24 protein-coding genes are annotated in these 25,154 nt (G+C 53.5%); 6 read left to right on the top strand and 18 right to left on the bottom strand.

Annotation, left to right across the window (positions count from 1 at the left end; translation table 11 throughout):
• Positions 1-30: 30 nt before the first annotated feature.
• The 4 genes from ACEN8R_RS12590 to ACEN8R_RS12575 are packed head-to-tail and all read right to left on the bottom strand — an operon-like array spanning position 31 to position 3,474.
• Positions 31-516, bottom strand: coding sequence for a flavin reductase family protein (locus ACEN8R_RS12590; protein ID WP_018927715.1), 486 nt, complete (start codon positions 514-516; stop codon positions 31-33).
• A 12-nt stretch (positions 517-528) separates the two neighbouring features.
• Positions 529-2,010: an aldehyde dehydrogenase gene (locus ACEN8R_RS12585; protein ID WP_192351099.1), complete on the bottom strand. Its 1,482-nt coding sequence runs from the start codon at positions 2,008-2,010 to the stop codon at positions 529-531.
• Positions 2,007-2,840 carry an alpha/beta fold hydrolase gene (locus ACEN8R_RS12580; protein ID WP_018927717.1) on the bottom strand — a complete coding sequence of 278 codons (834 nt, stop codon included), beginning with the start codon at positions 2,838-2,840 and terminating at the stop codon, positions 2,007-2,009. The genes ACEN8R_RS12585 and ACEN8R_RS12580 overlap by 4 nt, the downstream gene beginning before the upstream one ends.
• A gap of 43 nt (positions 2,841-2,883) precedes the next feature.
• On the bottom strand, positions 2,884-3,474 hold the full coding sequence (locus ACEN8R_RS12575) for an amino acid synthesis family protein (RefSeq protein WP_018927718.1): 591 nt from the start codon (positions 3,472-3,474) through the stop codon (positions 2,884-2,886).
• 366 nt (positions 3,475-3,840) lie between these two features.
• On the opposite strand from ACEN8R_RS12575, the gene ACEN8R_RS12570 reads away from it, so the two are divergent.
• A complete protein-coding gene (locus ACEN8R_RS12570) occupies positions 3,841-4,302 on the top strand; it encodes a hypothetical protein (RefSeq protein WP_432416838.1) in 462 nt (153 codons plus the stop codon).
• Positions 4,303-4,898: 596 nt separating this feature from the next.
• Here ACEN8R_RS12570 and ACEN8R_RS12565 read toward each other — a convergent pair.
• The 5 genes from ACEN8R_RS12565 to ACEN8R_RS12545 form a co-directional block, all read right to left on the bottom strand.
• Positions 4,899-5,504 carry a hypothetical protein gene (locus ACEN8R_RS12565; RefSeq protein ID WP_495624933.1) on the bottom strand — a complete coding sequence of 202 codons (606 nt, stop codon included), beginning with the start codon at positions 5,502-5,504 and terminating at the stop codon, positions 4,899-4,901.
• Positions 5,505-5,898: 394 nt separating this feature from the next.
• The gene (locus ACEN8R_RS12560) at positions 5,899-6,315 is read right to left on the bottom strand and encodes a hypothetical protein (RefSeq protein ID WP_018927722.1); all 417 of its coding nucleotides are present in this window, start codon (positions 6,313-6,315) and stop codon (positions 5,899-5,901) included.
• A 125-nt stretch (positions 6,316-6,440) separates the two neighbouring features.
• A complete protein-coding gene (locus ACEN8R_RS12555) occupies positions 6,441-6,929 on the bottom strand; it encodes a hypothetical protein (protein WP_495624932.1) in 489 nt (162 codons plus the stop codon).
• Positions 6,930-7,257: 328 nt separating this feature from the next.
• Entirely contained in the window at positions 7,258-7,596 is a 339-nt protein-coding gene (locus ACEN8R_RS12550) for a hypothetical protein (protein WP_495624931.1), read from the bottom strand.
• Positions 7,597-7,689: 93 nt separating this feature from the next.
• Complete coding sequence (locus ACEN8R_RS12545; RefSeq protein WP_495625012.1) at positions 7,690-8,802, bottom strand: hypothetical protein; 1,113 nt, start codon at positions 8,800-8,802, stop codon at positions 7,690-7,692.
• A 411-nt stretch (positions 8,803-9,213) separates the two neighbouring features.
• Here ACEN8R_RS12545 and ACEN8R_RS12540 point away from each other — a divergent pair, with 411 nt between their 5' ends.
• Entirely contained in the window at positions 9,214-9,846 is a 633-nt protein-coding gene (locus ACEN8R_RS12540; RefSeq protein WP_018927726.1) for a LysE family translocator, read from the top strand.
• Positions 9,847-9,930: 84 nt separating this feature from the next.
• On the opposite strand, the gene ACEN8R_RS12535 is transcribed toward ACEN8R_RS12540, so the two are convergent.
• The 4 genes from ACEN8R_RS12535 to ACEN8R_RS12520 all read right to left on the bottom strand — a co-directional run bounded on the left by ACEN8R_RS12535 (position 9,931) and on the right by ACEN8R_RS12520 (position 14,695).
• On the bottom strand, positions 9,931-11,187 hold the full coding sequence (locus tag ACEN8R_RS12535) for an aminotransferase-like domain-containing protein (protein ID WP_495624930.1): 1,257 nt from the start codon (positions 11,185-11,187) through the stop codon (positions 9,931-9,933).
• Between the two features lie 61 nt (positions 11,188-11,248).
• Positions 11,249-12,394, bottom strand: a complete 1,146-nt coding sequence (locus ACEN8R_RS12530) for a trans-sulfuration enzyme family protein (RefSeq protein WP_018927728.1) — start codon at positions 12,392-12,394, stop codon at positions 11,249-11,251.
• Positions 12,391-13,875 carry an AmmeMemoRadiSam system radical SAM enzyme gene (gene amrS / locus ACEN8R_RS12525; RefSeq protein ID WP_018927729.1) on the bottom strand — a complete coding sequence of 495 codons (1,485 nt, stop codon included), beginning with the start codon at positions 13,873-13,875 and terminating at the stop codon, positions 12,391-12,393. The genes ACEN8R_RS12530 and amrS overlap by 4 nt, the downstream gene beginning before the upstream one ends.
• Before the next feature lie 100 nt (positions 13,876-13,975).
• The gene (locus ACEN8R_RS12520) at positions 13,976-14,695 is read right to left on the bottom strand and encodes a YczE/YyaS/YitT family protein (protein ID WP_018927730.1); all 720 of its coding nucleotides are present in this window, start codon (positions 14,693-14,695) and stop codon (positions 13,976-13,978) included.
• A gap of 200 nt (positions 14,696-14,895) precedes the next feature.
• Here ACEN8R_RS12520 and ACEN8R_RS12515 point away from each other — a divergent pair, with 200 nt between their 5' ends.
• Positions 14,896-15,327 (top strand): Lrp/AsnC family transcriptional regulator, encoded by a 432-nt coding sequence (locus ACEN8R_RS12515; RefSeq protein ID WP_019578517.1) that lies wholly within the window; start codon positions 14,896-14,898, stop codon positions 15,325-15,327.
• Positions 15,328-15,582: 255 nt separating this feature from the next.
• On the opposite strand, the gene ACEN8R_RS12510 is transcribed toward ACEN8R_RS12515, so the two are convergent.
• The 3 genes from ACEN8R_RS12510 to ACEN8R_RS12500 form a co-directional block, all read right to left on the bottom strand.
• Positions 15,583-16,791, bottom strand: a complete 1,209-nt coding sequence (locus ACEN8R_RS12510; RefSeq protein ID WP_258613862.1) for an MFS transporter — start codon at positions 16,789-16,791, stop codon at positions 15,583-15,585.
• Between the two features lie 89 nt (positions 16,792-16,880).
• Positions 16,881-17,903 carry an alpha/beta hydrolase gene (locus ACEN8R_RS12505; RefSeq protein ID WP_495624929.1) on the bottom strand — a complete coding sequence of 341 codons (1,023 nt, stop codon included), beginning with the start codon at positions 17,901-17,903 and terminating at the stop codon, positions 16,881-16,883.
• A gap of 44 nt (positions 17,904-17,947) precedes the next feature.
• Positions 17,948-18,997, bottom strand: a complete 1,050-nt coding sequence (locus ACEN8R_RS12500; RefSeq protein WP_018927735.1) for an NAD(P)-dependent alcohol dehydrogenase — start codon at positions 18,995-18,997, stop codon at positions 17,948-17,950.
• Between the two features lie 165 nt (positions 18,998-19,162).
• Between ACEN8R_RS12500 and ACEN8R_RS12495 the strand changes: the two genes are divergently transcribed.
• The 3 genes from ACEN8R_RS12495 (at position 19,163) to ACEN8R_RS12485 (ending at position 22,626) form a co-directional block, all read left to right on the top strand.
• Entirely contained in the window at positions 19,163-20,089 is a 927-nt protein-coding gene (locus ACEN8R_RS12495) for an AraC family transcriptional regulator (protein ID WP_018927736.1), read from the top strand.
• A 440-nt stretch (positions 20,090-20,529) separates the two neighbouring features.
• Positions 20,530-21,156 carry a TetR/AcrR family transcriptional regulator gene (locus ACEN8R_RS12490; protein ID WP_018927737.1) on the top strand — a complete coding sequence of 209 codons (627 nt, stop codon included), beginning with the start codon at positions 20,530-20,532 and terminating at the stop codon, positions 21,154-21,156.
• A 198-nt stretch (positions 21,157-21,354) separates the two neighbouring features.
• Positions 21,355-22,626 (top strand): OmpP1/FadL family transporter, encoded by a 1,272-nt coding sequence (locus ACEN8R_RS12485; protein ID WP_018927738.1) that lies wholly within the window; start codon positions 21,355-21,357, stop codon positions 22,624-22,626.
• Positions 22,627-22,737: 111 nt separating this feature from the next.
• Here the strand turns inward: ACEN8R_RS12485 and ACEN8R_RS12480 are convergent, their stop codons facing one another.
• Together ACEN8R_RS12480 and ACEN8R_RS12475 are read right to left on the bottom strand one after the other, a co-directional pair.
• Positions 22,738-23,523, bottom strand: coding sequence for an SDR family NAD(P)-dependent oxidoreductase (locus ACEN8R_RS12480; RefSeq protein WP_495624928.1), 786 nt, complete (start codon positions 23,521-23,523; stop codon positions 22,738-22,740).
• A 138-nt stretch (positions 23,524-23,661) separates the two neighbouring features.
• On the bottom strand, positions 23,662-25,122 hold the full coding sequence (locus ACEN8R_RS12475) for an efflux transporter outer membrane subunit (RefSeq protein ID WP_495624927.1): 1,461 nt from the start codon (positions 25,120-25,122) through the stop codon (positions 23,662-23,664).
• Positions 25,123-25,154 lie beyond the last annotated feature (32 nt).

The raw sequence follows: 25,154 nt of genomic DNA, 5'->3' as shown, positions 1-25,154 counted from the left end.
GGGTGGTTAGACGCAGCCCAAATGTAGACGTCAGGCCAGGGTGGGCAGCGGGCCCAGCTTGCCTTTGTGATAGACCATCGGCGTCACCGGTTGCTCGGGCAGAATCAGGTTCTTCACCGCGCCGACGATGATCGCGTGATCGCCGCCGTCGTACTCACGCCATAGTTCGCACTCGATAATCGCGGTGGCTTTGCCCAGCAGCGGGTTGCCCAGCTCGCTGAGGTGCCAGTCGATGCCTTTGGCCTTGTCCTTGCCTTTACCGGCAAACGCATAGGCTTCGGCAGTCTGGTCGGCGGACAGCAGATGAATCGCGAACTGCTTGCTGTCGCGCAGGATCGGGTAGGTGTCGGAGGCATAATTGGGGCAGAACAGCACCAGTGCCGGGTCGATCGACAGCGCACTGAAGGCGCTGGCGGTGATGCCGACGATGCCGCCGTCCGGGTCCAGGGTGGTAACCACCGTGACTCCGGAAGGGAACGAGCTCATGACGTCTTTATAAATGCCGGGTTCGATCATGTCGGCGGTCTCCTAGCGCATCACGAAGGGATCAGGCATTGGCGCCTGAGACAGGTTGATCCACACCGTTTTCAGCTCGGTGTAGGCCAGCACCGAATCGATGCCGCTTTCGCGTCCATAGCCGCTGTTCTTGAAGCCGCCGATTGGCGCCATGGCCGATACCGCACGGTAAGTGTTGACCCAGATGATCCCGGAGCGCACGTCCCGGGCCAGGCGATGGGCGCGGCCCAGGTCGCGGGTCCAGATGCCGGCGGCGAGGCCGAACTGCGAGTCGTTGGCAATCGCCAGCGCTTCGGCTTCGTCCTTGAAGCGGATGACCGAGGCCACCGGGCCGAAGACTTCTTCCTGCATGATCTTCATCGAGTTGCGGTCGCACTCGAACAGGGTCGGCTCATAGAACCAGCCATCGCCCAGATTCTCTGGACGCTTGCCGCCCAGGCGCAGGCGCGCACCTTCGGCGATGGCATCGGCCACCAGGCCTTCGACCACCGCCAATTGCTGCGCGGTGGCCATGGGGCCCATTTCGCTGCTGTCTTCCTGCGGGTTGCCAATGCGGATGCGCTTGGCGCGTTCGACCAGACGCGAGACGAATTCGTCGTAGATTTCGTCCTGCACCAGCAGTCGCGAGCCGGAAACGCAGCTCTGGCCGGACGCCGCATAGATCCCGGCAATCGCACCGTTGATGGCGCTGTCGAGGTCGGCGTCGGCAAAGATGATGTTCGGCGATTTGCCGCCCAGCTCCAGCGACAGCTTGGCGAAGTTCTCCGCGCTGCTGCGCACCACATGCCGTGCGGTCGCGGCGCCACCGGTGAAGGCGATCTTGCGCACCAGCGGATGGCGGGTGAGGGCGGCGCCGGTGCTTGGGCCGTAACCGGTGACGACGTTGACTACCCCCGGCGGAATCCCGGCTTCCAGCGCCAGGCGAGCCAGCTCCAGAATGGTCGCCGAGGCGTGCTCGGACGGTTTGATCACGATGGTGTTGCCTGCCGCAAGAGCTGGCGCCAGTTTGATCGCGGTCAGGTACAGCGGGCTGTTCCAGGGAATGATCGCCGCGACTACGCCCATGGCTTCATGTACGGTGTAGGCAAACAGATCGGGCTTATCGAGGGGCAGGGTGCCGCCTTCGAGTTTGTCGGCCAGACCCGCGGTGTAGTGGAAAAACTCCGGCAGGTAGCTGACCTGACCGCGGGTTTCGCGAATCAGCTTGCCGTTGTCGCGGCTTTCCAGCTGCGCCAGTTGTTCTTTGTTCTCAGCGATCAGATCACCGAGGCGTCGCAGCAGTTTGCCGCGAGCGGTGGCGGTCAAGCCGCGCCAGGCCGGGCTGTCGAAAGCCGTCTGCGCAGCCTGCACGGCGCGCTCGACATCGGCTTCGTCGGCATCGGGTAATTCAGCCCAGGCTTGCGCCAGGGCAGGGTTCAGGCTTTCAAAAGTCTTGCCGGAGAGGGCATCGACCCATTCACCGCCGATGCACATCTGGAAGCGTGCGAGTGTCATGCAACGATCCCCTTTATTTGGTTTTGTCGAGCGTTTGCCGTGTCGAGAAACTCCAGCAACAGCTGGTTGACCAGGCGCGGCGATTCTACGGGCATCATATGCCGCTGCTCGGCGAGCACGGCAACGGTCGCGCCGGGAATTCGCTCGGCCAGTTGCTGGGCCATTTCCGGTGTCGAGCCGGGATCCAGTTCGCCAGTGGCGACCAGTGTCGGCACCTGAATGCTGCCCAGATCTTCCGCGCGGTACATGTCCTGGGTGGCGAACAACTCATATGTGGTCAGATAGCCCTGCGGATCGTTGCCCGCCAAGGTCTGGCGCAGCGCGGCGATCTGCGCCGGGTTGGCCGCCTGGTATTCACGGCTGAACCAGCGCGACAGCGCAGCTTCGGCGTTGGCATCCGGGCCATGCTCGGCCGCTTGAGCGGTGCGCGCGATGACGCCGGCACGCTGTTCGGGGCTGCGGTTGAACACGCTGTTGAGCACCACCAGGCCTTGCAAGCGTTGCGGGTAATGCAAGGCAAACGCCCGTGCCACCAGCCCGCCCATGGAAAAACCGATCACTGTTGCCTGAGGCAATTGCAGATGGTCGAGCAACTCCAGTAACTGGTCGGCATAGCCCAGCAGGGGCGTGCCGCTTTCCGGGCGCGGGCTGGCGCCATGGCCCAGCATGTCGTAGGCAATCACACGGTACTTTGTGGCCAGGCCAACGACCTGGCCGCCCCACATTTCTTTGTTCAGGCCCACGCCGTGGATCAAAACCACGGGCTGGCCTTGGCCGGTCGCCAGGTAACTGGTGCCAGCCGGGGTGCGTTCAGCGGTGAGCCGAATCATGGAGCGCTCCTGCATGCCTTTTTTGTTGTGGTGACTGATCGGATTACTGGGCGTTCTCGGCCGCCAGTTCTTCCAGGTCGATGTAACGGTTGCCGATGCGTGGGTGCAGGCGGCCGCCATCGGCGCAACCCAGTACCACGACGATTTCATCGGCGCGCGGCGCGTCTTCGATCTGCATTTCCAGGGTGATGTAGTGCGAACGCAGGCCTTCGTCGTCCTTGTGCATCATCGGAATCTGGATCGAAGTGCCCGGGCCGCCGCGCTTGTTAGTGAAGCTCAGGTAGCTCTTGGCCTTGACCGCTTCGCGGTAATGGTTGCCGAAGCGCAGGGTGTGGATCACGGCAGAGGCGTGCTCGATTTCGCCATCGGCGCCGACGACAGCGGCCTTGCCGTAAGCTTCGATCTTCTCGGCGCCGCCAATGATGCCCACCAGGCGTTCAACCATCAGCGCGCCGAGGTCGGAGCAATTGGCACGGATCTCCGGCTTCAGGTCTTCGACGAAGCCGCGACCCAGCCAAGGGTTTTTCATCACCACGGCCAGCCCGACCATGGTCACGGGCTTGTCGGCAGCCTTGCCGCCTTCGATAAAGGTTTCTTCGACATAGCTGACGATCTTGCGAATTTCGAAACTCATGAGCTGCTCCGTTGTAAGGGTAAGAGTGTCTGTGCGTATGATGGTATACCATAATACTGGTTGCGCAAGTCCCCTCTATGGGTTTCTGGTCGGAAGGCGATAAAAGGGAGGGCAGGTATTGCCCGTTGCTCGGAGTACATCGCTGCAGCAGGACTGGTGCTATCGATCTTGTAGCGGTCGATGGTCGGTGAGGTGTACGACTACGGGAACTATTGGAGTGAAAACATGGATGTTCATTGCACCGGGATTTGTTGCTGCTTGGAGTCACGTCTTGGAAGGCCGTGATCGCGCTGTCGCTGTTGACCTCTTGATCTGGAAATCGGTCAACCTGCACGTAAGATTCTGGACTGTGAGGACGAGCTGCTATTGAATTCGATGCTCGACGATTTAGGTGACGTTCAAATCCGAAGGCAAGTGCAGTTGTGGCTCAGCTACCGAAGCTTTGTACTGGCGACCGTCGCATCGACGATGCTGGTCAGTAGCGAGAAAGCCCCCCTTGGGCGCAACCGATCGCCTGCCGTACCTGCACCGATACGGACAGAAAAACCTCACAAATCTCACGTGTCTGACATCCAGCGTGAACGAGCTGAAATGTCGGCCACGTTTGAGGTTTCGAGTAACTTGCCGCTGCTGGTTTTCGCCAGGCTGGCAGGTAAATCTCGCGATCAGATCAATCGCGATATCAAGGCTCGACGCTTACTGCTTCTGAGCCAGGGGAATCGCGGTCAGCGCATTCCCTATTGGCAGCTTGATCCATGGCGGCACAAGTTCGATGACACCAAGTTCAAAGCTGGCCTCGTAGCCGCAAAAATCGTCAGTTGGCTATAGGTAGGCTCCAATAGCGTGGCGTGGATTCACTCCTTTTTTGCTCTTGATACACCCTGAAAACAAGTCCAGAATCAAGTCCATTCCTGCAGTAGGAATAAAAGAAAACCCTTAGATTTCAATGGGTAGTACGCTAGATGCGAGTCTCGTTTCTTCCAAATACAGAAAAACGCCACTCATTGAGTGGCGTTTTTTTTGCGCGGTATTTTGTTGTCAGCATTGGAAAAAGAGGCTTTTGCCTCTTTTTTTCGTTCCAGTGATTTCTACTGAGAACCACCCCCAGCCACGCTTTTTTGTACATTAAAACGTACGTCGAAATCCGGTCCCAGGGCATGCCGGTTTTCAGATAGATGACGCATTGCTGGAACCCGTACATCTCTCCTCAATCGATCGAGACGAGGAGATGTACATATGCCTTTGACTGAAAATGCGAAAGGGGATTAATCCTCGAACCGCTCGAAGAGAGGATCGTCTCACTGCCTTGGCTGCTGGCGAGAATTCTCTTACAGCAGTCTTTCTGGCCTGGCGAACCTTCAAGGTGGTTACATTGAGGCTCGGCCCAGTTTGATGTAGAGCTTGGGGGTGATGAAAGCACTAATCTAATGCTGAGGATTTTCAATGAGTTGCGGGTTTTTTGACCTGATCTCGGACTCAAAATTGTCGATAGCGCTTAGTGCTAGAGTCTTTTGCTCAGATAGATTTTTTCTCGTTACGCGCATCACTCGATTTCTTCTTGCCTTTAGATAATCCAATTGGCCCGCTGGATTATCACTCAATGAAAGTGGAAGCATGGTTAAGGTGTCACTGAGTTCCTGCTTTGAGAGCTGTCCTTTCTTCGCGAAAATCAATAAGCGTTCCATATGGTGGTCAGAAAATAGCCCCAGCGCTATAAGTGAGTCTTCTAAATTTCCGCCATCTAGCACTCTTAAGTGCTCAACTAAATACTGAGCGCTCCAATCATTTCCTTGTTCAACCAAATGCATCAATTGGTTGAGGTTGCTGTTCGACTGCTCGATAACCGACCAACATTCAGTTTCGCTAGCATCTGATAATGCAATAAGAGTACGCTTTTCTGGAGTGGTTAAAAACATCATAACTGCCTCTCGGCAATGGGGTGAACTATCACTCCCCGAAGCTGGCATGCCTAAGCTTGTAAGTGTGAGTAGCGTAAACAAAAATTCAAGTGTCGACTTTTTTATGATCATGGCGCACCACCTTTCAATAGATCAATGAAGTATCTTTCCTGGAGAATTACCCCCGTACGCAGGGTGTTCTCATTCGTCGTCAAACAAGTCATTCGATGGACTAACAGATGCTGTAATTCTTTCAGTTCCATCAGGGCTGATAATGTTGTTGGTTCTATTCATGGTGTTTATTGTGTCACCAAGGCGATCGGTGGAATGCGGAGTTCCGGGGCTAATCGGGTGCATTAGCTGCCAGTGCAACTGATTGTCGCTTGGGGGCGTATATTTGACAACTGCCGCCCTCACCGTAAAGCAATATGGGGAGTCGGGCTTGACCTTGTTTGATGTGGCCTAAATTATCGATCTTCCCCCCAGCATGGGGAAAGATGTTTTAGCTTTTTGAGCGGAGATTTGTTTACATGTCTCGATCTTTCGTCACATGCCATACAAAACATTGCGCTAGATTGGTAGGAATGCCTTTGGCGTTTTTCTGAAGCCATGAACTAATAGCTTGCTCCTCATCAGGCTTCGCTCCGCCACTCCATAGAGTTATAAAGTGATGGTTGATTGGGTTGTCTGAATAAAATAAAAATGCAGGGTCAGTCTCATCTGAGGCTGCATACAAAATCGTCCAGCTAAGGCTTTTAAAAGATTGTAAAATCTCTACGTTGTCGACATTTAATTGATGTCCCACCTCTATGCGTAGCTTCGGTATTTCAGATAAGTTTAAACGTCGGTCAATACCATCACAGGGTGATTTGGCCCATGCAGTCAATGGCGGCAATAGGCACGAAATTGCAATCATGAAGATCTTAATGTTTGGAATGCTCATCGGTTAATTTCCTTTGTAACGATACAAAGTCGGCGCGCCGTACCAGGAGCGTCACTGGTCATATTGCCGTTGGCGTCATACAGCAAGGATGCCGCTGACATAGGCGTAGAACCTATCCCAAAATTTTATCGTCGCATCCGTGCAGATTCCATCAGGGCATTTTCAGCACTCTGTCGAATAACCCTGCAAAGTTTTTCCACCGGTGCATTATTAATGCATGTATTGGAATTTAATATGATTCTATTTAGGTCGTCATCTGAGACAGTCGCATCGATATGTCGTATCGCCCAATTTTGAAAGTCAGGGTGTGTTTTTGCAAGTGCAACAAATGTATCGAACTGATCCCATCCTTGGGCGAAGAGGTTCGCCACTGCTTCAGAATAGCCCTCGCCAAGCTCACCATCATCACAAGAAGCGAAGACTCTCTGATGCTTGAAAAGGGAGGGCCAATCTCCGCGCGCATCAACTAAAAAAGACCCTGCTTGGCTATTCATTTCGGGAGGGCAGTTTCCGTGCGCCGAAGCCTCAGAGAATGGCACACATCCCAGTCCAAGTCCGAACAATAAGGCCAAGAAGGTTAGAGAGTGAGCACATACAAATCTGATGAGCATCATGATTATCACCCTGTCGACCACACTACTGTTGCGTACCAAACTGAGGAGTATTGACGTTATTGATGATAGCAGTCATGGATGTTGCAGGGGCAGGTGTTATGAGATTACGCACGAATCCCATAGCAGCGTCTGTCGTTCGGATGCCTACCAGCGTCGGATGGTTTTGTGCACCGCTATTCGCTCTTCCTGAATGGAGTCCCATTCCTGTTCGCCCCGGAACGTTGAAGATGATAATCCTATGCAAACCATATGGGCCATTGGTACCACTCTCTGGATGCGGATTGGGGCCGTTGCCATGATACTCAGAGTAATGACAAAATCTCATTGTTTATTTTAGTGAGAAAAGACCCCACCAAATTAGGCAGGTCCCCAGGATGGGGAATATTAGAATTAGCCAGTGTTTGGTAAGCCCATAATATATGCCGATACCCAGAATGCCATAAAGCGCAATATTTGCCAGTACGGATAATAAATACGGCTCATCGCCACTTGCTGCTAGCATAAAAAAGGAACTTGGCCATAAGGCTAAAGTTATTTTTTGTAATATTATTTTTGCACTATTGCTAAGAAGAAGCATGTTGTTATCTAGGCGCCATATGATATGGAGAATGATAGGAATAAATGCTCCTGCAGTTGCAGGCCAAATCAGAAGACGTGAGAGTTTCATTTTGCCTCCGGGGTGTAATTTTCTTTTAAGTTTTCCATCAGTCGTCTTGGCCATATTGTATATATAGAGTTTATTCCTCCGGCGCTAAGTGTGTCATGCACTGTGGTTGAGCAGTTTGGTCCTGTAATTCGGTAGTTTCCGGGTTTTTTTTAATTTGATCGGTGGCCTCTTGAACTTTGCGGTCTTGCTCAGGCGCTGGCGCGAATCCCAGGTGTAAGTGTTGAGGTTGATCAGTTGACCGGCGTTATCGTAACCGTAACTGACGGTCACCCCGTTGGGCAGGGTCAAGGTGGCACGACGGTTGTCCGCGTCATAGGTGAACGCCGCGCTCTGGCTGCCGTTACTGAGATTGGTCAGACGACTGCCAGCGTCGTAGGTGTAATTCACAGCGGGCTGGCCCGTCACCGTCATACTGGTGCGGCGATCAGCGGCATCGTAGGTGTAGGAAACGGTGCCTAGGGAAGTAGTCTCGCTAAGCAGGTGATCCAGATTGTCATAGCTGCGGGTGATCGTGCCGCCTTGAGTATCAACAATCTGCGTCAGACGGTTACCACCATCGAAGGTGTAGCCCACGGTGGCATCCGGTGCTGTCAACGAGGGACCACTGCCAATCAAGGTCTGTCCGAAGGCTGATTGCGTGCGGCGATTCAAGGCGTCATAGGTGTAGGTGGCGATGACGCCATTGCGGGCGGTCCGCTGTGTCACATTACCCAAGCCGTCGAGACCATAGCTTTGCGTAGCGTTCAATGGGTCGGTGTAAGTTATACGACGATCGCGAGCATCATAGGTGTACGCATGCTCTCCGTTCTTGGCGTCAGTGACGCTCAGGAGATTACTGTTCGTGTCGTAAGCAAAACCGGTCACGCTTCCTGGCGGGTCTGTGATCCTGGTTTTGCGATCCAACACGTCGTACTCCATCAGGGTGCGGCGTCCCACGGTGTCAGTCAATGCCATGACGCGTCCCACGTTGTCGGTGACGTAGCTGGTGGTTCGCCCCAATGGGTCACTAACGCTGGCGAGGTCTCCAAGAGAATAGTTGAGAGCGGTATTCGCTCCGATGGGATCGGTGATCTGCGTCACCCGCCCTTGGCTATCTGATGTGAATTTCACGGTATTGCCCAAGGGGGCGGTAATCTGTGTCAGACGTCCCAAACTGTCGTAGCTGTAGTTGGTAGTATGGCTCAGACCATCGGTGTGACTGGTCAGTTGGTTGAAGGTGGGGTCAGCTGTCCGTTACGGCCTGCGATGTCCCTTGCAGTTGGGGCACGCTGGTGAGATTTCCCATGCCGTCGTGTGTATAGCCGGTTATTCGTCCCACGGCATCGGAGACAGAAGGAGCGGTAGGGGAAATCCCTGAAGTGGGATCTATCGCACAAAAATGCAAAAGCGACGCAGAAACGAAAAAGCCTGCAACGTCCTGGCCGGCGTCATCGTCGAAGGCGAATGGCATCCCGATCGTGTTTAGTAAGGCTCATCACAGAGTGCACCTTAATAATGAAGGAAAGATAAGAATACTTCTTACAAAATTATCAAAAAAACCTCTATGGGAATTAATAATTAATTCATAAAAAAATGTACTTCTCCTAACCTTTAAGCATCAATTGCGGAGGTGCATTTATGTTGATTTTCATTAAGTCGATGATCATTGGGCTTTGTATCGCAGCCCCTGTGGGACCCATTGGGCTGTTGTGCATACAGAGGAGCCTTGCGCTTGGATGGAGAGCAGGTTTCGCGACAGGGTTAGGGGCGGCCACAGCCGATTCGATCTATGGATTTGTCGGTGCGCTGGGAATCACAGTCATCATAGCGACACTCATTAGCTTTAAGCCATGGTTGTGTATTTTGGGGGGGATGTTCCTCGCGTACATTGGTTATCAAACAATAAAATCGAAAGCGAGCTCAACAGCCCTGGCGGGTGAACGAGCCAACCTGTTAAAAGCCTACTTGAGTACACTGTTTTTGACACTGTCGAACCCAATGACCATCCTGTCGTTTATTGCGATATTTGCTGCCATGAGCGATGGCATGGCTAATGATCAAAGCGGTCAGCACTCAGTGCTGCCTATGGTGACAGGTATATTTCTAGGCTCGGCTGTCTGGTGGCTGGGATTGAGCGGATTCTCCTCCATATTCAAGACCAGAATCTCCCAATCAAAGCTCAGGTTGATCAACTATTTTTCCGGGTCAACCATCACCATTCTGGGTGCCTACCAAGTAGCCACTGGCGTTATGCTCGCCACAGCAGCTTAATAGGGAAATGAGGCAAGGCTTATTTCTTATTGGCTGATGAGTAAGCCTTGGCATCAATCCCCTACGGTTTGACGGGAGGATGCTTTACTGAATTCTGGATTCAATGTACGCCCTGAGGCTACCTATCGCTTGTTTGATTTCTGATTCTGTCGCATTGCTAAACGACAATCTGACCTGAGTGACAGCCTGATTCGTCAGCGAAAACAAGGAAGTGGGAAATACAATAACCTTGAAGTTCCTGGCGCACTCGCACATTTCAAAATATTCAAAGGTGAAGGGCAACTGTACATTGATGAAAAAACCTCCCTCTGGATGGTTCCAGGTGACACTTCTTTCAGAACCAGCCTTGACCGGGAATTCACGTTCAAGGCATTCAATCATATGGTTTCTTTTTTGCCTGTAAGACAACACTCTTGGTTGATTAAGCTGTTTTAAAGAGTAATTGTTCTCTATCAGCAAACCTCCGACAATTGCCTGGCACAGGGCAGGTGTATTGACGGTGATCAAGCTTTTGGCTTTACATAACCTGGCGCTAAAGGAAATCACCCCAGCGCTCTCCGGGGCGACTACGTAGCCCATACGCAATCCCGGAAAAATTGACTTTGCAAAAGAGCCAAGAAGGAATACTCGACTACTGTCGATTGACTTCATCAAGGGGATTTTATCTCCCTCGTACCTGAAGTAGCTGTAGGCATTATCCTCCAGGATAAAAAAATTCATTTCATTGGCCAAGGAGAGCATGGCCTTTCTGTTTTCATAGGAAAGGCTGTTAGCAGTAGGGTTACTAAAATCTGAAATCGCGTACAGCGCTTTTACCTTTTCCCCCTTGGACTCAAGATCTTCAGCTACCTTGCGCAGGGCAGATGGATCGAGGAAGGCGTCCTCGGGAACGGGTACAATTTTTATTCTTAATAATTTCGCAATCCCCGTTATTCCGGAAAACACAGGGTCAGGCACTAATAAAACACCACCTCCTTCAAAAATTGATAGCAGTGTCAAGGTCGCAGCTTCCTGAAACCCCATACACACGACAATACTTTCAGGGTTGAAAATTTTTATGCCTTCATCCACCTGCAAGTGTTCGGCTATTATGCCGTTGATAATTCCGGTGGTTTTTCCATATTGGCAAAGTAGTGTCGCAAGCGAGTGTTCCGGATTGACGGCGTATCGTGCATAGCTGGCCAGCCCTTTATCGATGAGGGACAGGTCGCATTGCTCGTCGTCAGGTCGACCGGAAGCCAGAGAGATTGCCTCTGGATTTTCACTGGAAATGGAATTTAGAAGATGGATAACGTTCAGAGTAGGGTCTTCGAATATCGTTTTTTCGAGTACACTGGGCAATCTCGCTTCTCCATAAAAAGCAACGAGCCGTTGAAGGCTCGTTGCTCATGATTAACATCTGTTACGCAGGTTTAAGTGCACTTTTTTGATTGGCCATATTTTCCATGGCCACAAATGCCTGAAGCAGATCCTCTTTAAGATCCTCAAGGGCCTCTAAACCAAAACACAATCGTACCAACCCCTTTTCAATCCCCATATCCGCTTTTTCCTGCTCAGTCATCGAGGCATGGCTTCCACTAAAGGGTTGCGCAACCATTGACGTGACACAGGCCATGCCCGTACCCGTTCCAAACCATTTGAGGGAGCTGGTGAAGGTTTTGTAAAAGGGGACCAGATCGGGCCGAATATCAACAAACACAATGCCACCGTAGCCGGTCAATTGTTTACCATCGACTCGTGGATAATATACATGCTCAATAAAGGGCAGTTCCCGTAGATAGTTGAGCATGCTGGAGGTTGTGTTGCTGTGTTTCTCCATGCGCAGGTTAAATGTCTGCATGCTTCTGCGGAGCAGCCATGCGCTATTAGGCGCTAATATTGAGCCTGAGTAAAAGCGGCCTTCGAGGAGGCGCGTATAAATCATTTCATTGTTGACGAGTACCAGGCCGCCCATGACATCGCTATGCCCGGAGAAATACTTCGTTGCGCTGTACAGAGAAATATCCGCGCCGAAGTTCAGAGGCTTTTGAAATATCGGAGTGGCCCACGTGTTGTCAACGACCACCAGAGCGTGTGGGTTGTTTTGCTTAACCGCCTTGCTGACCGCATGAATATCAATGTCTTTCAGAAAGGGATTGGTCGGTGTTTCGAAAATGACCATGTCCACGTCCGACGGCAACTCTTTCAATCCACTTTCCGTGGTGAGATCCAGAATCGTCAGTTTCGCACCGATACGTGCCGCATATCGCTGAAACAGCTTATAAGAACAGCCATAGATATATTTGTTGATCACCAGCGACCCACCGGGTTTCAGCAGCTCCAGCACCATGTAGATGGCACTCATTCCGGTGCTGTAGGCCAAGGCGTATTCGCTTCCTTCCAGTGCAGCGACAACCTGTTCCAGCTCAGTCACATTGGGATTGGCTTTTCTCGAGTAGAAGAACGCCGAGTCAGCGCTAAAAGCGCTGCACTGATAAATAGGCGTCACGGATGGGTGGGCCTCTCGGTCATCGACCCTGATGTGGAGTATTTCAGTAGACACGCTCATGATTTGCTCACCAGTTTGATAACCTGCTCATACATGTTCTGCTTGCCTTCATACCCAATGGTCGGCGTGATGTCGTTTTGCGAAATACCAATCTCTTCAATCGACTCGGTTGGGAAGTGAGCCCTGTCGAATACTTCATGAAGATTTGAGTTCACCCCCTTGGGAAGCCAGACTTCAGGGCCTGATTCATCAATTCGTGCCTTGGCAATAATAAATCGATAGCTTTCATACGGCCGCAATGTCAGTGATTTCCAATCACTGTTGAGCCCGTCGGTATAGTTGCGCCGCAGGTAGACGGTCTGTTCAAAGTCTTCAGTATTCAGCACTTGGGCGTGCAGCGATACGATATCCCCATGCCACTCGAACTTTCGCTTCTCGTAAGAGGTCAATGCAGCCTCTCGCAGTTCAACAGGCATGTTCGCTTTGTGTTCGCCCAGTAACTTGAAGTGTGCGTCGTGCCCACACCGGGTGCAGCAACCGTTGCTATCCAATCCGATTAGTTCAGCATTCAAACCGTAGCGGGTAACGAGTAGAGCGTTACAATTATTGCAGTTGGTATTGGTGCCCTCGACATCATTTACGTTACCCAGATAAACATGCTCAACCCCCATGCTCCGGGCAATGTCCCGGGCCTTCAGGAGTCTATCCACGGGCGTCCTGATGCTATTACTCATTTTATAATCAGGGTGAAACCTTACAAAGTGGAGCGGTACATTCGGGCCCAGTTCATCCAGCACCCACTGGCTGATTTTCCTGGCGGTATCCTCATCGTCACTGATATCGGTAACCATCAAGGTGCTGACTTCAACATATTTACCAGCATCGTATACTTTCTTGATGCCAGCCAGAACGGGCTCTACCCAGCCTGTTGTGACTTTTCGATAGTATTCGGGGGAGATGGATTTTAGCGAAATCGAGAATATGTCGATGACGGGCAATAGTTCATCAATGGCTTCTTCACTGATAAAAAAAGCTGATTTATATAAATTGATTAAGCCCGCTTCCTTTGCCAGTTTTGCCGTATCGAGGATAAATTCATGCCAGACAACAGGGTCGTTATACGTCCAGGAGATAACGCGTATACCATGCTTTAAGGCGGTTTCTACAACCTGTTCAGGCGTATAGTAGTAAACATCTTTGTCTGTCACATACTTGGCCTGAGAGGTCTTCCAATTGTGGCAGTAGCCGCAGTTAAGCATGCAGCCGATATTGCCTAGGGAAAGGATTCGCTCTCCGGGAGCAAAGTGGAATACCGCCTCGGTTTCGATGGTCTCTTCGGTGCTGTGAACGCCTTTGCCATAATTCAATGTAACTAACCGGCCGCCTCTGTTTCCGCGCACCTTGCAAAAACCTACTTTACCCTCCTGAATGACACAGTTTCGGGGAGAAAGATGACACTTTACAACGCCGTTCGGGAGTATTTCTTCCAACTTTGCAGGCGTGCTTTCCAAGGTCCAGTTTTTATTTTTTGTAGTGTCCATCTCTCACTCCTCATTTTACGGAAGTTGCTGTCAATATCATCGGTTTAAATAGTCGAGGCGAAACAATCCCGCCGCCACAGTGGCAGCAATCCCCTAGTAGTTATTGATAGGCGGAAGAAACGCTGGTCAATCCATAATTCTTAAGTGAAAAACGCCTGGCGTTTATATTCATGAATGGCTGTATAAGAGGGCCTATGACCAACAAGAATGCAATGGTTCCCATGCCGAAGGGCCCGCCTAGAAGCCATCCGGTTGAAAAGATGCCAATTTCAATTATCATTTTGGCTTTGGTGAATGACCACGCCCATTTGGACACCATGGTAAGCACCACAAGGTCCATGATTCTGATACCAATACCGCTCATGATAATCAGTGCAGACGAATAAGCACACAGCACCAGACCCATCGCCAATATCGTGTACTCATTCACTCTGACAATCAAATACTCTCCAAGCCCCAGCACGGACCAGAGGTCAATCAACAGACCTGTAAGTGTGGTTGTAACAAATGGGCTTATCGGAGGATATTTCTTGTTCCAGAGCATCCACCACAGCAGAAAGAATAGAGAAACGATACCCGAACAAACGCCCATTCCGAGCATGAGTATTTTATTTATCGAGATGATCAGGACATCTAATGGGTCAGTCCCCAGTTGACTGACTATGAAAAACTTGGCCCCCACCGAGAAAAGGGCGACGCCAGCCAAATACATAAAAATCTGATCCATCTTGAAATCACGAAAACTTAGGACTTGCGTTCCAATATAATTCGCGAATGATGGATAGGATTTTTTTTCACACTTTATTTTTTCATCTTCCATACGAACACCATCCCTGGAGGAGAATATTTTATTATGCAGTGCGTAACGCTAAGGATTCAGAGCTATTGATTACCCGGGTTCTTGTTAGGCTTTACCGGGCTGCAAATAGACTAGCACTCTGCTTTATTTTGGTGCATTATTTTTTAATGAAAACCGGGTGCTTTTCATTAAAATTTATACTTTTTGCTGTGGGAGCTTACATGGACCGTATAGACATCAAAATCTTGGGGAAGGTGCAGGACTTTGGTCGCATTTCCATCACGGAGCTGTCCAAGCACGCAGGTCTTTCTATTCCCGCCACCACTGATCGGTTGCGAAAGCTCGAAGATTCTGGGGTCATCAAGGGATATAGCGCTCAGTTAGATCCAACCAAACTAGGGTTCGGCATATCTGCTGTCGTCGGCATGACCACCCTCAAGCCTGCGAAATCCAAATTGATAGCGACGCTCAACGACATACCCGAAGTCGTTGAGTGCCTGCACGTCACGGGTAACGACTCCTACCTGATCAGGATCTATGCCAGGTCAATGGCCGATATCGAAAATATCATTGCGAAGATCAACGCGTACGGTGAGACACGTACAAGCATTGTCTTGTCTGTCCCCATCGAGAGAAGAAAGCTTGTCCCTTGAGCCCGTACATAGAACAGTCGGCTGTCAGCTATTTCAAGGGTGATCATTTTGTTTGCCCGGAACGGCGCCACCAGCGATTCATCTGTCCCTGAATCGGTAATTAACGTCCACGGCTCTTTGAGGAACGGTGAACAATGTCATGCCGGTCGCAGACACTTGGGGTACTGCGGCCGATGTGCCTGCGCCCACTAACGTACTTGGCCGCGATTGCCCCACAGGGAACACAAGACTCGCCTTGGCATGTCTTGTGTTTTTTCAAGCGATGCTCTCCGATGCAACAGGCTCTCGCGAAGCTGCGCGTGCCGCCAGGAAGGCAAGAACTGCCGCCACGCCCAGCAGCGTGGCGCTCAACTCGAAAGTCGCTCTATAGCCATTCGAGTCAAATACCAGCCCGCCAACGGTTGCGCCGGATGCAATGGCCAGTTGGATGATCGCCACCATTAAGCCGCCTCCGGCTTCAGCATCCTCTGGCAATGTTCTGGCCAGCCATGTCCACCATCCCACCGGCGCCGCGGTCGCAACCAGCCCCCAGAGACCCAACAAGACGGTGGTGGTAGCCGCAGAGCTGCCGAACGAAACGAGTGCCAGTGCGATCGCCGCCATCAATATCGGGATGACGATGAGGGTGCGATGCAGGCCATTTTTCAAGAATGCTTCAATCAGGAAGGTTCCCGCGAGGCCTGCCAGGCCGAGGACGAGCAACATCAGTGACAGCATGGAAATACTGACGTGCGTGACTGTTTCAAGGAACGGGCGCAAGTAGGTAAATAGCATGAACTGGCCCATGAAAAAGACACTGACCGCCGCCATGCCTAACGCGACCGGTGTGCTTTTCATCAACCTGAAAACATTTCCAGTGCCTGAACCGCTTTGCGACTTCATCGCAGGAAGGCTCGCCCAAAGCCAGAGACTGGCGATTACCGCGACCGGGATGACGCACAAAAATGCGCCGCGCCATCCGATGAAGGCTCCGAGAAAACTGCCCAGAGGTGCTGCAATCACTGTCGCCAGAGCGTTGCCGCCATTGACGACTGCCATGGCGCGAGCGATCTGGTCGTCAGGCACCAGGCGTATGGCAGTTGCCGCCGACAATGACCAGAAACCACCAATTGCTACGCCGATCAGCGCGCGGCCGGCCATGAACACCCAGTAGTTCGGCGCGAACGCGACCACGGTTCCCGAAACGATCATCAGCAGCGTCAGGGACAACAGCAGTGGCTTGCGGTCGACCCGCGCCGCCACCGAAGCGGTCAGGAGGCTGGCGAATAGCGCAAACAGCCCAGAGACTGAAATGCCCTGGCCCGCTTGCCCTTCGGTGATATGCAGATCGGCGGCAATCGGTGTCAGCAGGCTGACGGGCATGAACTCCGATGCCACCAGGACGAAGGCGGCGAGCGACATGGCGAATACGGCACCCCATGATTGTTCAGGTTTTCGCGGGGCTGAGAGCGTGGGTTGGATCATTGATTGAATCCCGTAATGCGCGAAGCGTCGCGGCCCCGGGAACGAGGCCGCGCGTGAGAACGGATGCCCGGCCAGGGCACTGTTCAGTGCTACTTCAGGTTGCTTTTGAAGAATGTGGTCAACTTGGCGAATGGAATGAGGTCGACCCGGTCGTAAAGATCCACATGGCCGGCATCTGGAATGATGAGCAGTTCTTTAGGTTCTGCCGCGCGTTTGTAGGCATCCTCGCTGAACTCGAGTGAGTGTGCCCGGGCGCCAGCAATGAACAGCAGTGGGCGAGGGGAGATCGTCTCGATGTCGTTGAACGGATAGAAGTTCATGAATTTCACGTTGCTGGTCAGCGTCGGCATGGTGGTTGTCTGTGCCGATGCGCCGGCAGGGGTGACCTCACCACGCGGTGTGCGATAGAAATCGTAGAACTCGTCACCCACGGCGTTGCCGGTCAGCTTCAGTGGTGAGCCGCTGGTATAGCGGACTTCGCCACCCCAGAATTCGGCGTTGCGCTGCTGCGCCGCTTCGCGAATGATTTGCTGGCGTTGTTCGATCGTTACACTGTGCTTGAGGCCATTACGATTGGCGGCGCCCATGTCGTACATGCTGACGGTGGCGATGGCCTTCAGACGCGGATCGATCTTGGCCGCACTGATGGCGAAGCTGCCACTGCCGCAAATACCGATGACGCCGATACGTTCACGGTCGACCAATGGGCGAGAGCCGAGAAAGTCCACGGCGGCACTGAAGTCTTCGGCGTAGATATCAGGCGAAACGGCCTGGCGAGGCGTGCCTTCACTTTCACCCCAGAAGGACAAGTCCAGCGACAGTGTGACAAATCCCTGCTCGGCCATTTTTGTGGCGTAGAGGTTTGCACTCTGCTCCTTCACTGCCCCCATTGGATGACCGACAGTGATCGCGGCATTCTTCGATTGAGGATTGAGGTTCTTCAGGATGAACAGATTGCCCACCACCTTCATGCCGTATTGATTCTTGAAGGTGACCTTTTCTACCGTCACTTTTTCGCTTTTGTAGAAGTTGTCCGCGCCGTTCGACAGATCGGCTCCCGTTGAAGAAAAAGAGGTAACAAGCAGCCCTAGGGCAAGCAAAATGCCTTTCACTGGATAGTCCTTTTGATGAGTGGTTATTCGCTGGCGCCTTTCGCTTAGCCAGCCAATGTGGCGTTGTCGATCACGAAGCGATACTTGACGTCGCCCTTGAGCATCCGCTCATAGGATTCGTTGATCTGATCGACCCGGACCAACTCGATGTCGGCGACGATGCCGTGCTCGGCGCAGAAATCCAGCATCTCCTGCGTCTCGGGGATACCGCCGATCATCGAGCCGGCAATCGTTCGTCGTTTCATGATCAGGTTGAACACATTGGGCGATGGATGCGGCGAGGCGGGTGCACCGACCAGGGTCAGCGCACCATCGCGCTTGAGTAGAACCAGAAAGGCATCGAGATCGTGGGGGGCTGCGACGGTGTTGAGGATGAAGTCGAAGCTCTTGGCATGCGCGGCCATCTCCTCAGCGTTGCGCGATACCACCACTTCGTCAGCGCCCAACTCCTTCGCCGCTTCGCGCTTGGATTCGGATGTAGTGAACGCCACGACGTGGGCGCCCATCGCGTGGGCCAGCTTGATGCCCATGTGGCCCAGGCCACCAATGCCGACCACGCCGATTTTCTTGCCCGGACCGGCGTTCCAGTGACGGAGTGGGGAGTAGGTGGTGATGCCCGCACACAGCAGTGGTGCGACGGCGGCCAGTTGTTCTTCGGGATGGCGGATACGCAGAACATAACGTTCATGCACCACGATGTTTTGTGAGTAGCCGCCGAGCGTCCAGCCAGGTGCGTCCGGGGTCGGGAAGTTGTAGGTGCCGACCATGCCGTCGCAATAGTTTTCCAGCCCCGTGGCACAGTCTTCACAGTGTTTGCAGCTGTCGACGATGCAACCGACACCGACCAGATCGCCGACTTTGAAATCCACAACATGCGCGCCGACCGCCGATACACGACCCACAATTTCGTGCCCCGGTACGCAGGGAAATTGCGTGCCCGCCCACTCGGCGCGCACCTGGTGCAAGTCCGAATGGCAGATGCCGCAAAAGGCAATATCGATCTGAACGTCATGGGCGGCGGGTGTACGGCGAATGATTTGCAACGGTTCAAGGGGCTTGTCGCCCGCATGAGCACCATAGGCTTGTACAAGCATGGGAGAGTCCTCAATGGCTTTGTCGGATGAACATTTTCCGGCTCTGCCCAGACTCCCTGTAGTGCATTGCGCTGGATTACTTGCCTGATTCTATGAGTCTCTGTTTTTTTGCAGGACGGTCGTGAGCGGGCGAGTTAGAGTTCAGCGAAGAGGTACAAGGCGAACATGACGATCAAACACGACACCGCTGCTCAACACCTGTCGCCACAAGAAACGCTTGCGCGGATCATTAGCGAGCAGATCCCGAAACCAGGTGACTACGGTACGCCCATTACGGGCCTGGGCTTTTTCAGGCGCGAACATCCGTCGCCGCCCGTCGTCTGCATGGTCGAGCCAAGCATCATCCTCGTCGCCCAGGGGGAGAAACAGCTTTGGGTAGGTGGCGAGGGCTACCCGTATGACACGTCGCGATTTCTGATCACCTCATTGGACTTGCCCGCCAATTCTGAGGTGCTGGTGGCAAGCCCGGAGCAGCCATGCCTGGGGCTGACTTTGAAGCTCGATCTGCGCATGTTGGCTGAGCTGATAGTGCAGGGTGACTTGCCGCCAACCCGTGATCGATCAGTGGTGAAAGGTGTCGGGATTGGTTCAGTAACGCCTGCCATGTTGGCGTCGTTCGAGCGCTTGCTGGCGCTACTCGATGAGCCTGAAGCCATCCCTGTGCTTGCGCCCCTGATTCAGCGCGAAATTCACTATCGTCTCTTGAAGAGTGATCAGGCTGCCAGGTTGCGGCAGATTACCTCGGTCGATGGCCAGGGTTATCGCATCGCAAAAGCCATCGACTGGCTGAAGTTGAATTACGCCTCGGCGCTTCGCGTCGAAGAACTTGCGGCGCGAGTGCAGATGAGCACACCCACCTTTCATCACCACTTCCGCCAGCTCACCTCGATGAGCCCGTTGCAGTACCAGAAGTGGTTGCGATTGAACGAGGCGAGGCGATTGATGCTCAACGAGCATCAGGAAGTATCAAGCGCAGCCTACCAGGTCGGCTATGAAAGCCCGTCGCAGTTCAGCCGCGAATACAGCCGTCTGTTTGGCGTACCCCCCAAGCGGGATATTGCGATGTTGCGAGGGCAGGAGGTAGCAACATAAATGCACCCTGTCAGGCAGGCGCCATCAGGACGGTTCTCAGCTGGCAGCTAAGGCTATACAAGGCCGACAAACGACAGAATAACCAGGACAATCACAACTGCCCCGACGATGTAGATAATATTGTTCATGAAAGCCACCTCTCTATCCCAACAGGATTGCGACACCACGGTGCCTATACAGATGACACCTTCGTTCGCAGTTACGTTCCCCGAACCAGTCTCGGCGGCAGCGCTCACCACTGAAGGACTATCAGATAATGTTCTCCAATAAATCAGTCGTGTGTCGCGCTGCAACAACTCCTCGAGGCAGCCACTGTCGACCGGCTCAAGTGATGAAGTTTGTGGGCGCTCGGAAAAGTCGTTCAAAATGGCCGATATCGTGACTAGATATCTTATCGGTCACAAGTTGTCAGTCGGCGATTGGGTGAGTAAGCTGTTCCCATGAATCAGCCATCAATATCTTCAGCTTCGCCCAGCCCCCGTGGCCCAGCCGATCACGACATTCGAGACCAGATTGTTGCGGCGGCCAACGAACACTTCAGTCAGTACGGCTACGGCAAAACCACGGTTTCCGACCTGGCTAGGGCCATTGGGTTTTCCAAGGCCTACATCTACAAGTTTTTTGATTCCAAGCAGGCGATCGGTGAAGCCATCTGTGCAAATTGTCTGGCAGAAATCGTCGCGGCTGTGGAGCAGGCGATCAATGTAGAAGACCTGTCGCCGACGGAACGCTTTCGACGATTGGTCAAAACTGTGGTCGCCACAGGCGTGAATCTGTTCTTTAACGACCGAAAACTCTATGACATTGCAGCATTTGCGGCGTCGGAAAGCTGGCCCAGTACGCAGGCTTATGACGCACAGATCAAACGCTTCGTGTTGCAAATCGTGCGGGAGGGGCGAGAGATCGGCGAATTTGAACGCAAGACTCCCCTGGACGAAACAGTAGAAGCGATACATCTGGCTTTGCGGCCTTTCGTCAATCCTTTACTCCTGCAGTACAACCTCGATTATGTCGAGGAGGCGCCCACGCTCACCGCCAACCTCATTTTGCGTAGCCTCATGCCTTGACCTTCGGCTAACGGTTTTACGTCACGCCTGTGTAAGCGACACATCACCAAAACGGCTTTTCACTTTGCCCTTCTTCCAGTCGTCGAAGGGCATTTCATTTATTCGCGTTGTGACCATTGACTGAATTGGTCACATGAATAAATATTGTGAGCCGTTACTTCTACTGCTTCATCTCAGTGATCCCATAGAGTTCAAACAATGAAAAAAATGTTGCTCAAGAGCCCATTTGGCCTCGCTGTCGTGCTCGCATCTTCAAATGTGTTTGCAAGCGGTTTCGCTCTCAATGAACAAAGCGTCAGTGGGATGGGGTCCGGGTTTGCCGGGCGCTCCTCATCCGCTGAAGATGCGAGCACGGTCTTCGGTAATCCGGCGGGTATGTCTCGATTGAAAAGAGAGCAGGTCAGCGTGGGCGCGGCGACTCTATTCGCGAAGACCGACATAAGCCAAACCCGCAGTACATTCGGAGGCCAGGAAGACGGCGACATGGTGCCAACCACCACAGTGCCTATGGGTTACTACGTCAAACCCATCGATGAGCATTGGGCGTTCGGTGTAGGGTTTTATGTACCTTTCGGTCTGATGACTGACTATGGCAGCGGTTTTGCCGGGCGTTACTACGCCAACAAAAGTGAGGTCACGACCCTTACGTTCCAGCCCACCATCAGCTATGCCTTCAACGACAAAGTTTCGATCGGGTTCGGTCCGACCATCAACCGCATCACCGGTGAGCTGTCCGGGATGGTGCCCAATCCACTTAGCCCAGGTCGCAATGACGGAAAACTCAAAAGCACGGGCGATGACACGGCCCTCGGTTTCAACGCCGGTATCCTGGTGCAGGCTACAGACCAAACTCGCTTGGGCATGACTTACCATTCCAAGGTCAGTTACCACTTGGACGCCAAGACCAAGGTCACCGACGGCATCTTTAGCGTGTTGGGGGTCAGCGGCCGGAGTTATGACGCTTCGCTGGATGTGGATACCCCAGAGTCAGTGGATTTCTCGGTGACTCATCAGCTCAATAATGACTGGACTCTATATTTGGGGAGTACCTGGACACGCTGGAGTCGCTTTAAAGAATTAACCATCGAGAACACGGGTTTACCCCCTTTGTTGAGCGGCTCGCTGGGCACGATTACCGAAGAACAGAACTGGCATGATACGTGGGCTCACGCTATCGGCACGGCGTACAAATTGAACAGCCAATGGGTACTTCGCGCAGGCTTCTCGGTCGACCAGTCTCCCACCAACAACACCAACCGTGGACCACGTATTCCTACGGGTGACCGGAAGGTTATCAGCTTCGGTGCTGGCTGGACTCCGGCGGACAATGTCACGATCGATGTTGCTTATTCCTACCTATGGGAGGAGAGCGTGCAGATCAACGACGCCTCTGCGAATAGAGGTGCATACAGTGCCAAATTTAAGAACAGTGCGAACGGGCTCGGTACGTCTGTGAGTTACCGCTTCTAATTGAGTGCTGTTACACGATGAATGTCCTGTCGGGAGCACGCGTTGCCTCCCGACCTTTAGGAACACATCTCGGGCCTTTCCCCTGAGGTAAAAGGCCTCTTTGTCGTCCCCTCAGACTCCCATCACCTGCGCCATAAGGCCCTGATGAAACCGACGAGGTGTGGCCCAAGTCAAGACAGTAATGGCCTTGTTGCCAAAACCCGGCACCACGCTCATGCGTCCGGCTTGCAGCGCACGGATTCCTGCGCGTACGACGGGTTGAGGCTGCATCATCACCATTTTTAAGGCCGGCGTGATCTTTTGCTTGGCGCTTTCTGCAAATCCGGTATCCGACATTCCTGGGCACAGTGCGGTAACGACGACGCCGTCATTTTTCAGTTCGCGATGAAGCGCATCAGAGAAGCGAAGAACATAGGCTTTCGCGGCAGAGTAAACGGCGAAATTCTTCACGCCCTGGAAGGACAGCAAGCTGGCGACCATCAGGATGTGCCCACGTTTGCGGGCTCGCATGTCGGCCGCGAAAAGGCGTGTCAGGGCTGTCAGGCTGGCGATATCCAAATCAATCATGGTCAGGGACTCATCCAGAGGTTGATCCAGGAAAGGCCCCTGCAATCCATGACCCGCATTGTTGATGAGCACATCGATCACTATATTGCGTTCGCTGAGTCGCTCATGCAGTCCGATGATCGCCGGGATCGAGGACAGGTCTACTTGTTCGACGATCACATCAACGCCGAAGCGTTCGCGCAACTGCGCCGATAGCGCTTCGAGCTTACTCAGCCTTCTTGCTACCAGAACGAGCGATTTTCCCTGCGCTGCATATTGCCGGGCAAACTCCTCGCCAAATCCGCTTGATGCGCCGGTGATGAGCACCCAGGAATTTTCGTTCGACTTCATTTCGCTGTACTCCGGTTGGTTTCTATTGAGCAATTGGCTGCTGACCGCGTCAGTCGGTGAGCGAACCCACTCTCGGATTGGGTAGTAGCTGAAAGAGGGGGGAGGTGCGTGCATCAAGTGCTACGTCACCTGGATAAATCATCGTGTCGCAACAGGCTGAGTTTCAGGAGGCTGCCAGCCACCACCGAGCGCCTTGAATGCCGCAACCGCCGCCCGTGCCGATTCCGTTCGTGCTTGTGCCCGAGCATCGGAAGCCTGCAGCATCGTCTCGTCGGCGTGCAGGACGTCGATCAGGCTGGCCGTGCCTTTCTCATAGGCAATGAACGACGATTGGCGAGCCTGTGTCAGAGACGCCTCTCCCCCGGTGAGGGTGGTTGCTTGAGCTTCCCGATTCACCAGGGAGGAGAACGCGTTCTCGACATCCTCGGTGGCGCGCAGCACGGACTGACGGTAAGCGGCCAGGGTTTCGGCTTCCTGTCCCTTGGCTTGGTCGATTTGGGCGTTTATGCGACCGAAGTCGAAGAGTCTCCAGCGCAGTCCCAATACGCCCGCCGACTGGCTGGCGCCGCTGGTGAAAAGATTGCCTGCGGATACAGCCGTAGCACTACCCAGCAATGCGCTAAGGGAGAATTTCGGGTAGTACTCAGCAATCGCCTCCCCGATGCGTGCGTTTGAGGCCGCAAGACGGCGCTCAGCCACAATGAGGTCTGGCCTGCGGCGCAGCAAATCGGCCGGCGTTCCCATCGCCTTTAATTGCGGCGCTACAGGAATGCTCCCCGCACTTGCCAGTTGTGTGCGGTGAGTGCCTGGCGGCGCGCCGAGCATGACATCCAGCGCATTCATGGCAGCATCCAGACCGGTCTGCAGGACCGGCACTGTCGCCTGGACCTGCGATAGCGCCCCTTCGGCCTGGCGAACCTGATAGTTGGCGGCGAGCCCCTTGCTGTAGAGCAATTGGACTTTCTCTAGTAGCTCCTGCTGTGTTTTGACTTGTCGGTTCGCAATGTCCAACCGGGTCTGCAGTCCGCGGATAGTGATGTAGATATCGGCGGTCTGTGCAGCGACGGCCAATCGTGTGGCAGCGACGCCCGCCTGGGAAGCCTGGTACTCGGCCAGAGCAGCCTCGCGTCCGCGGCGCAATCCGCCAAAGACATCTACCTCCCAGCTGGCATCGAGGTTGGCCTCGTAGGAACTTCCGTACCGGTCATAGCCAGGCGTTGAGTTCAACACCTGGCCGAGCGGAGTCTCGATTGACTGGTAGGAGTGCGCGGCCTGTCCGCTGATGTTCCCCGAGGGCAGTAAAGCGGCATTTGCAGCGCCCAGTCCGGCCCGTGCCTGCGTGACTCGCGCCGACGCCTGCGCCAGGTCCAGGTTCTGCTCAAGTGCCTTGGAGACGAAGTCGGCTAACAGCGGATCACCAAAGCCTTCCCACCAGGCGACAAGACTGGCCGGCGTCGCCCCAGGCCTCTGTTCGACAGAAGACTGCCCCAAGTAATGGTCCGACAGTGGGGCGTCCGGACGGTGATAGTCCGGACCGACCGCGCAACCTGTCATCAAGCTGGCACTCACCAAGAGAGCAATGGGGCGGAGGGGAGGCATTGAGGTACCTTCAATTGAGGATGTTTGTGACT

The sequence above is a fragment of the Pseudomonas sp. Pseusp15 genome, from assembly GCF_059492165.1.
Note: the sequence above shows the minus strand (reverse complement) of the source record. Positions and strands in the feature narration are given on the sequence as shown.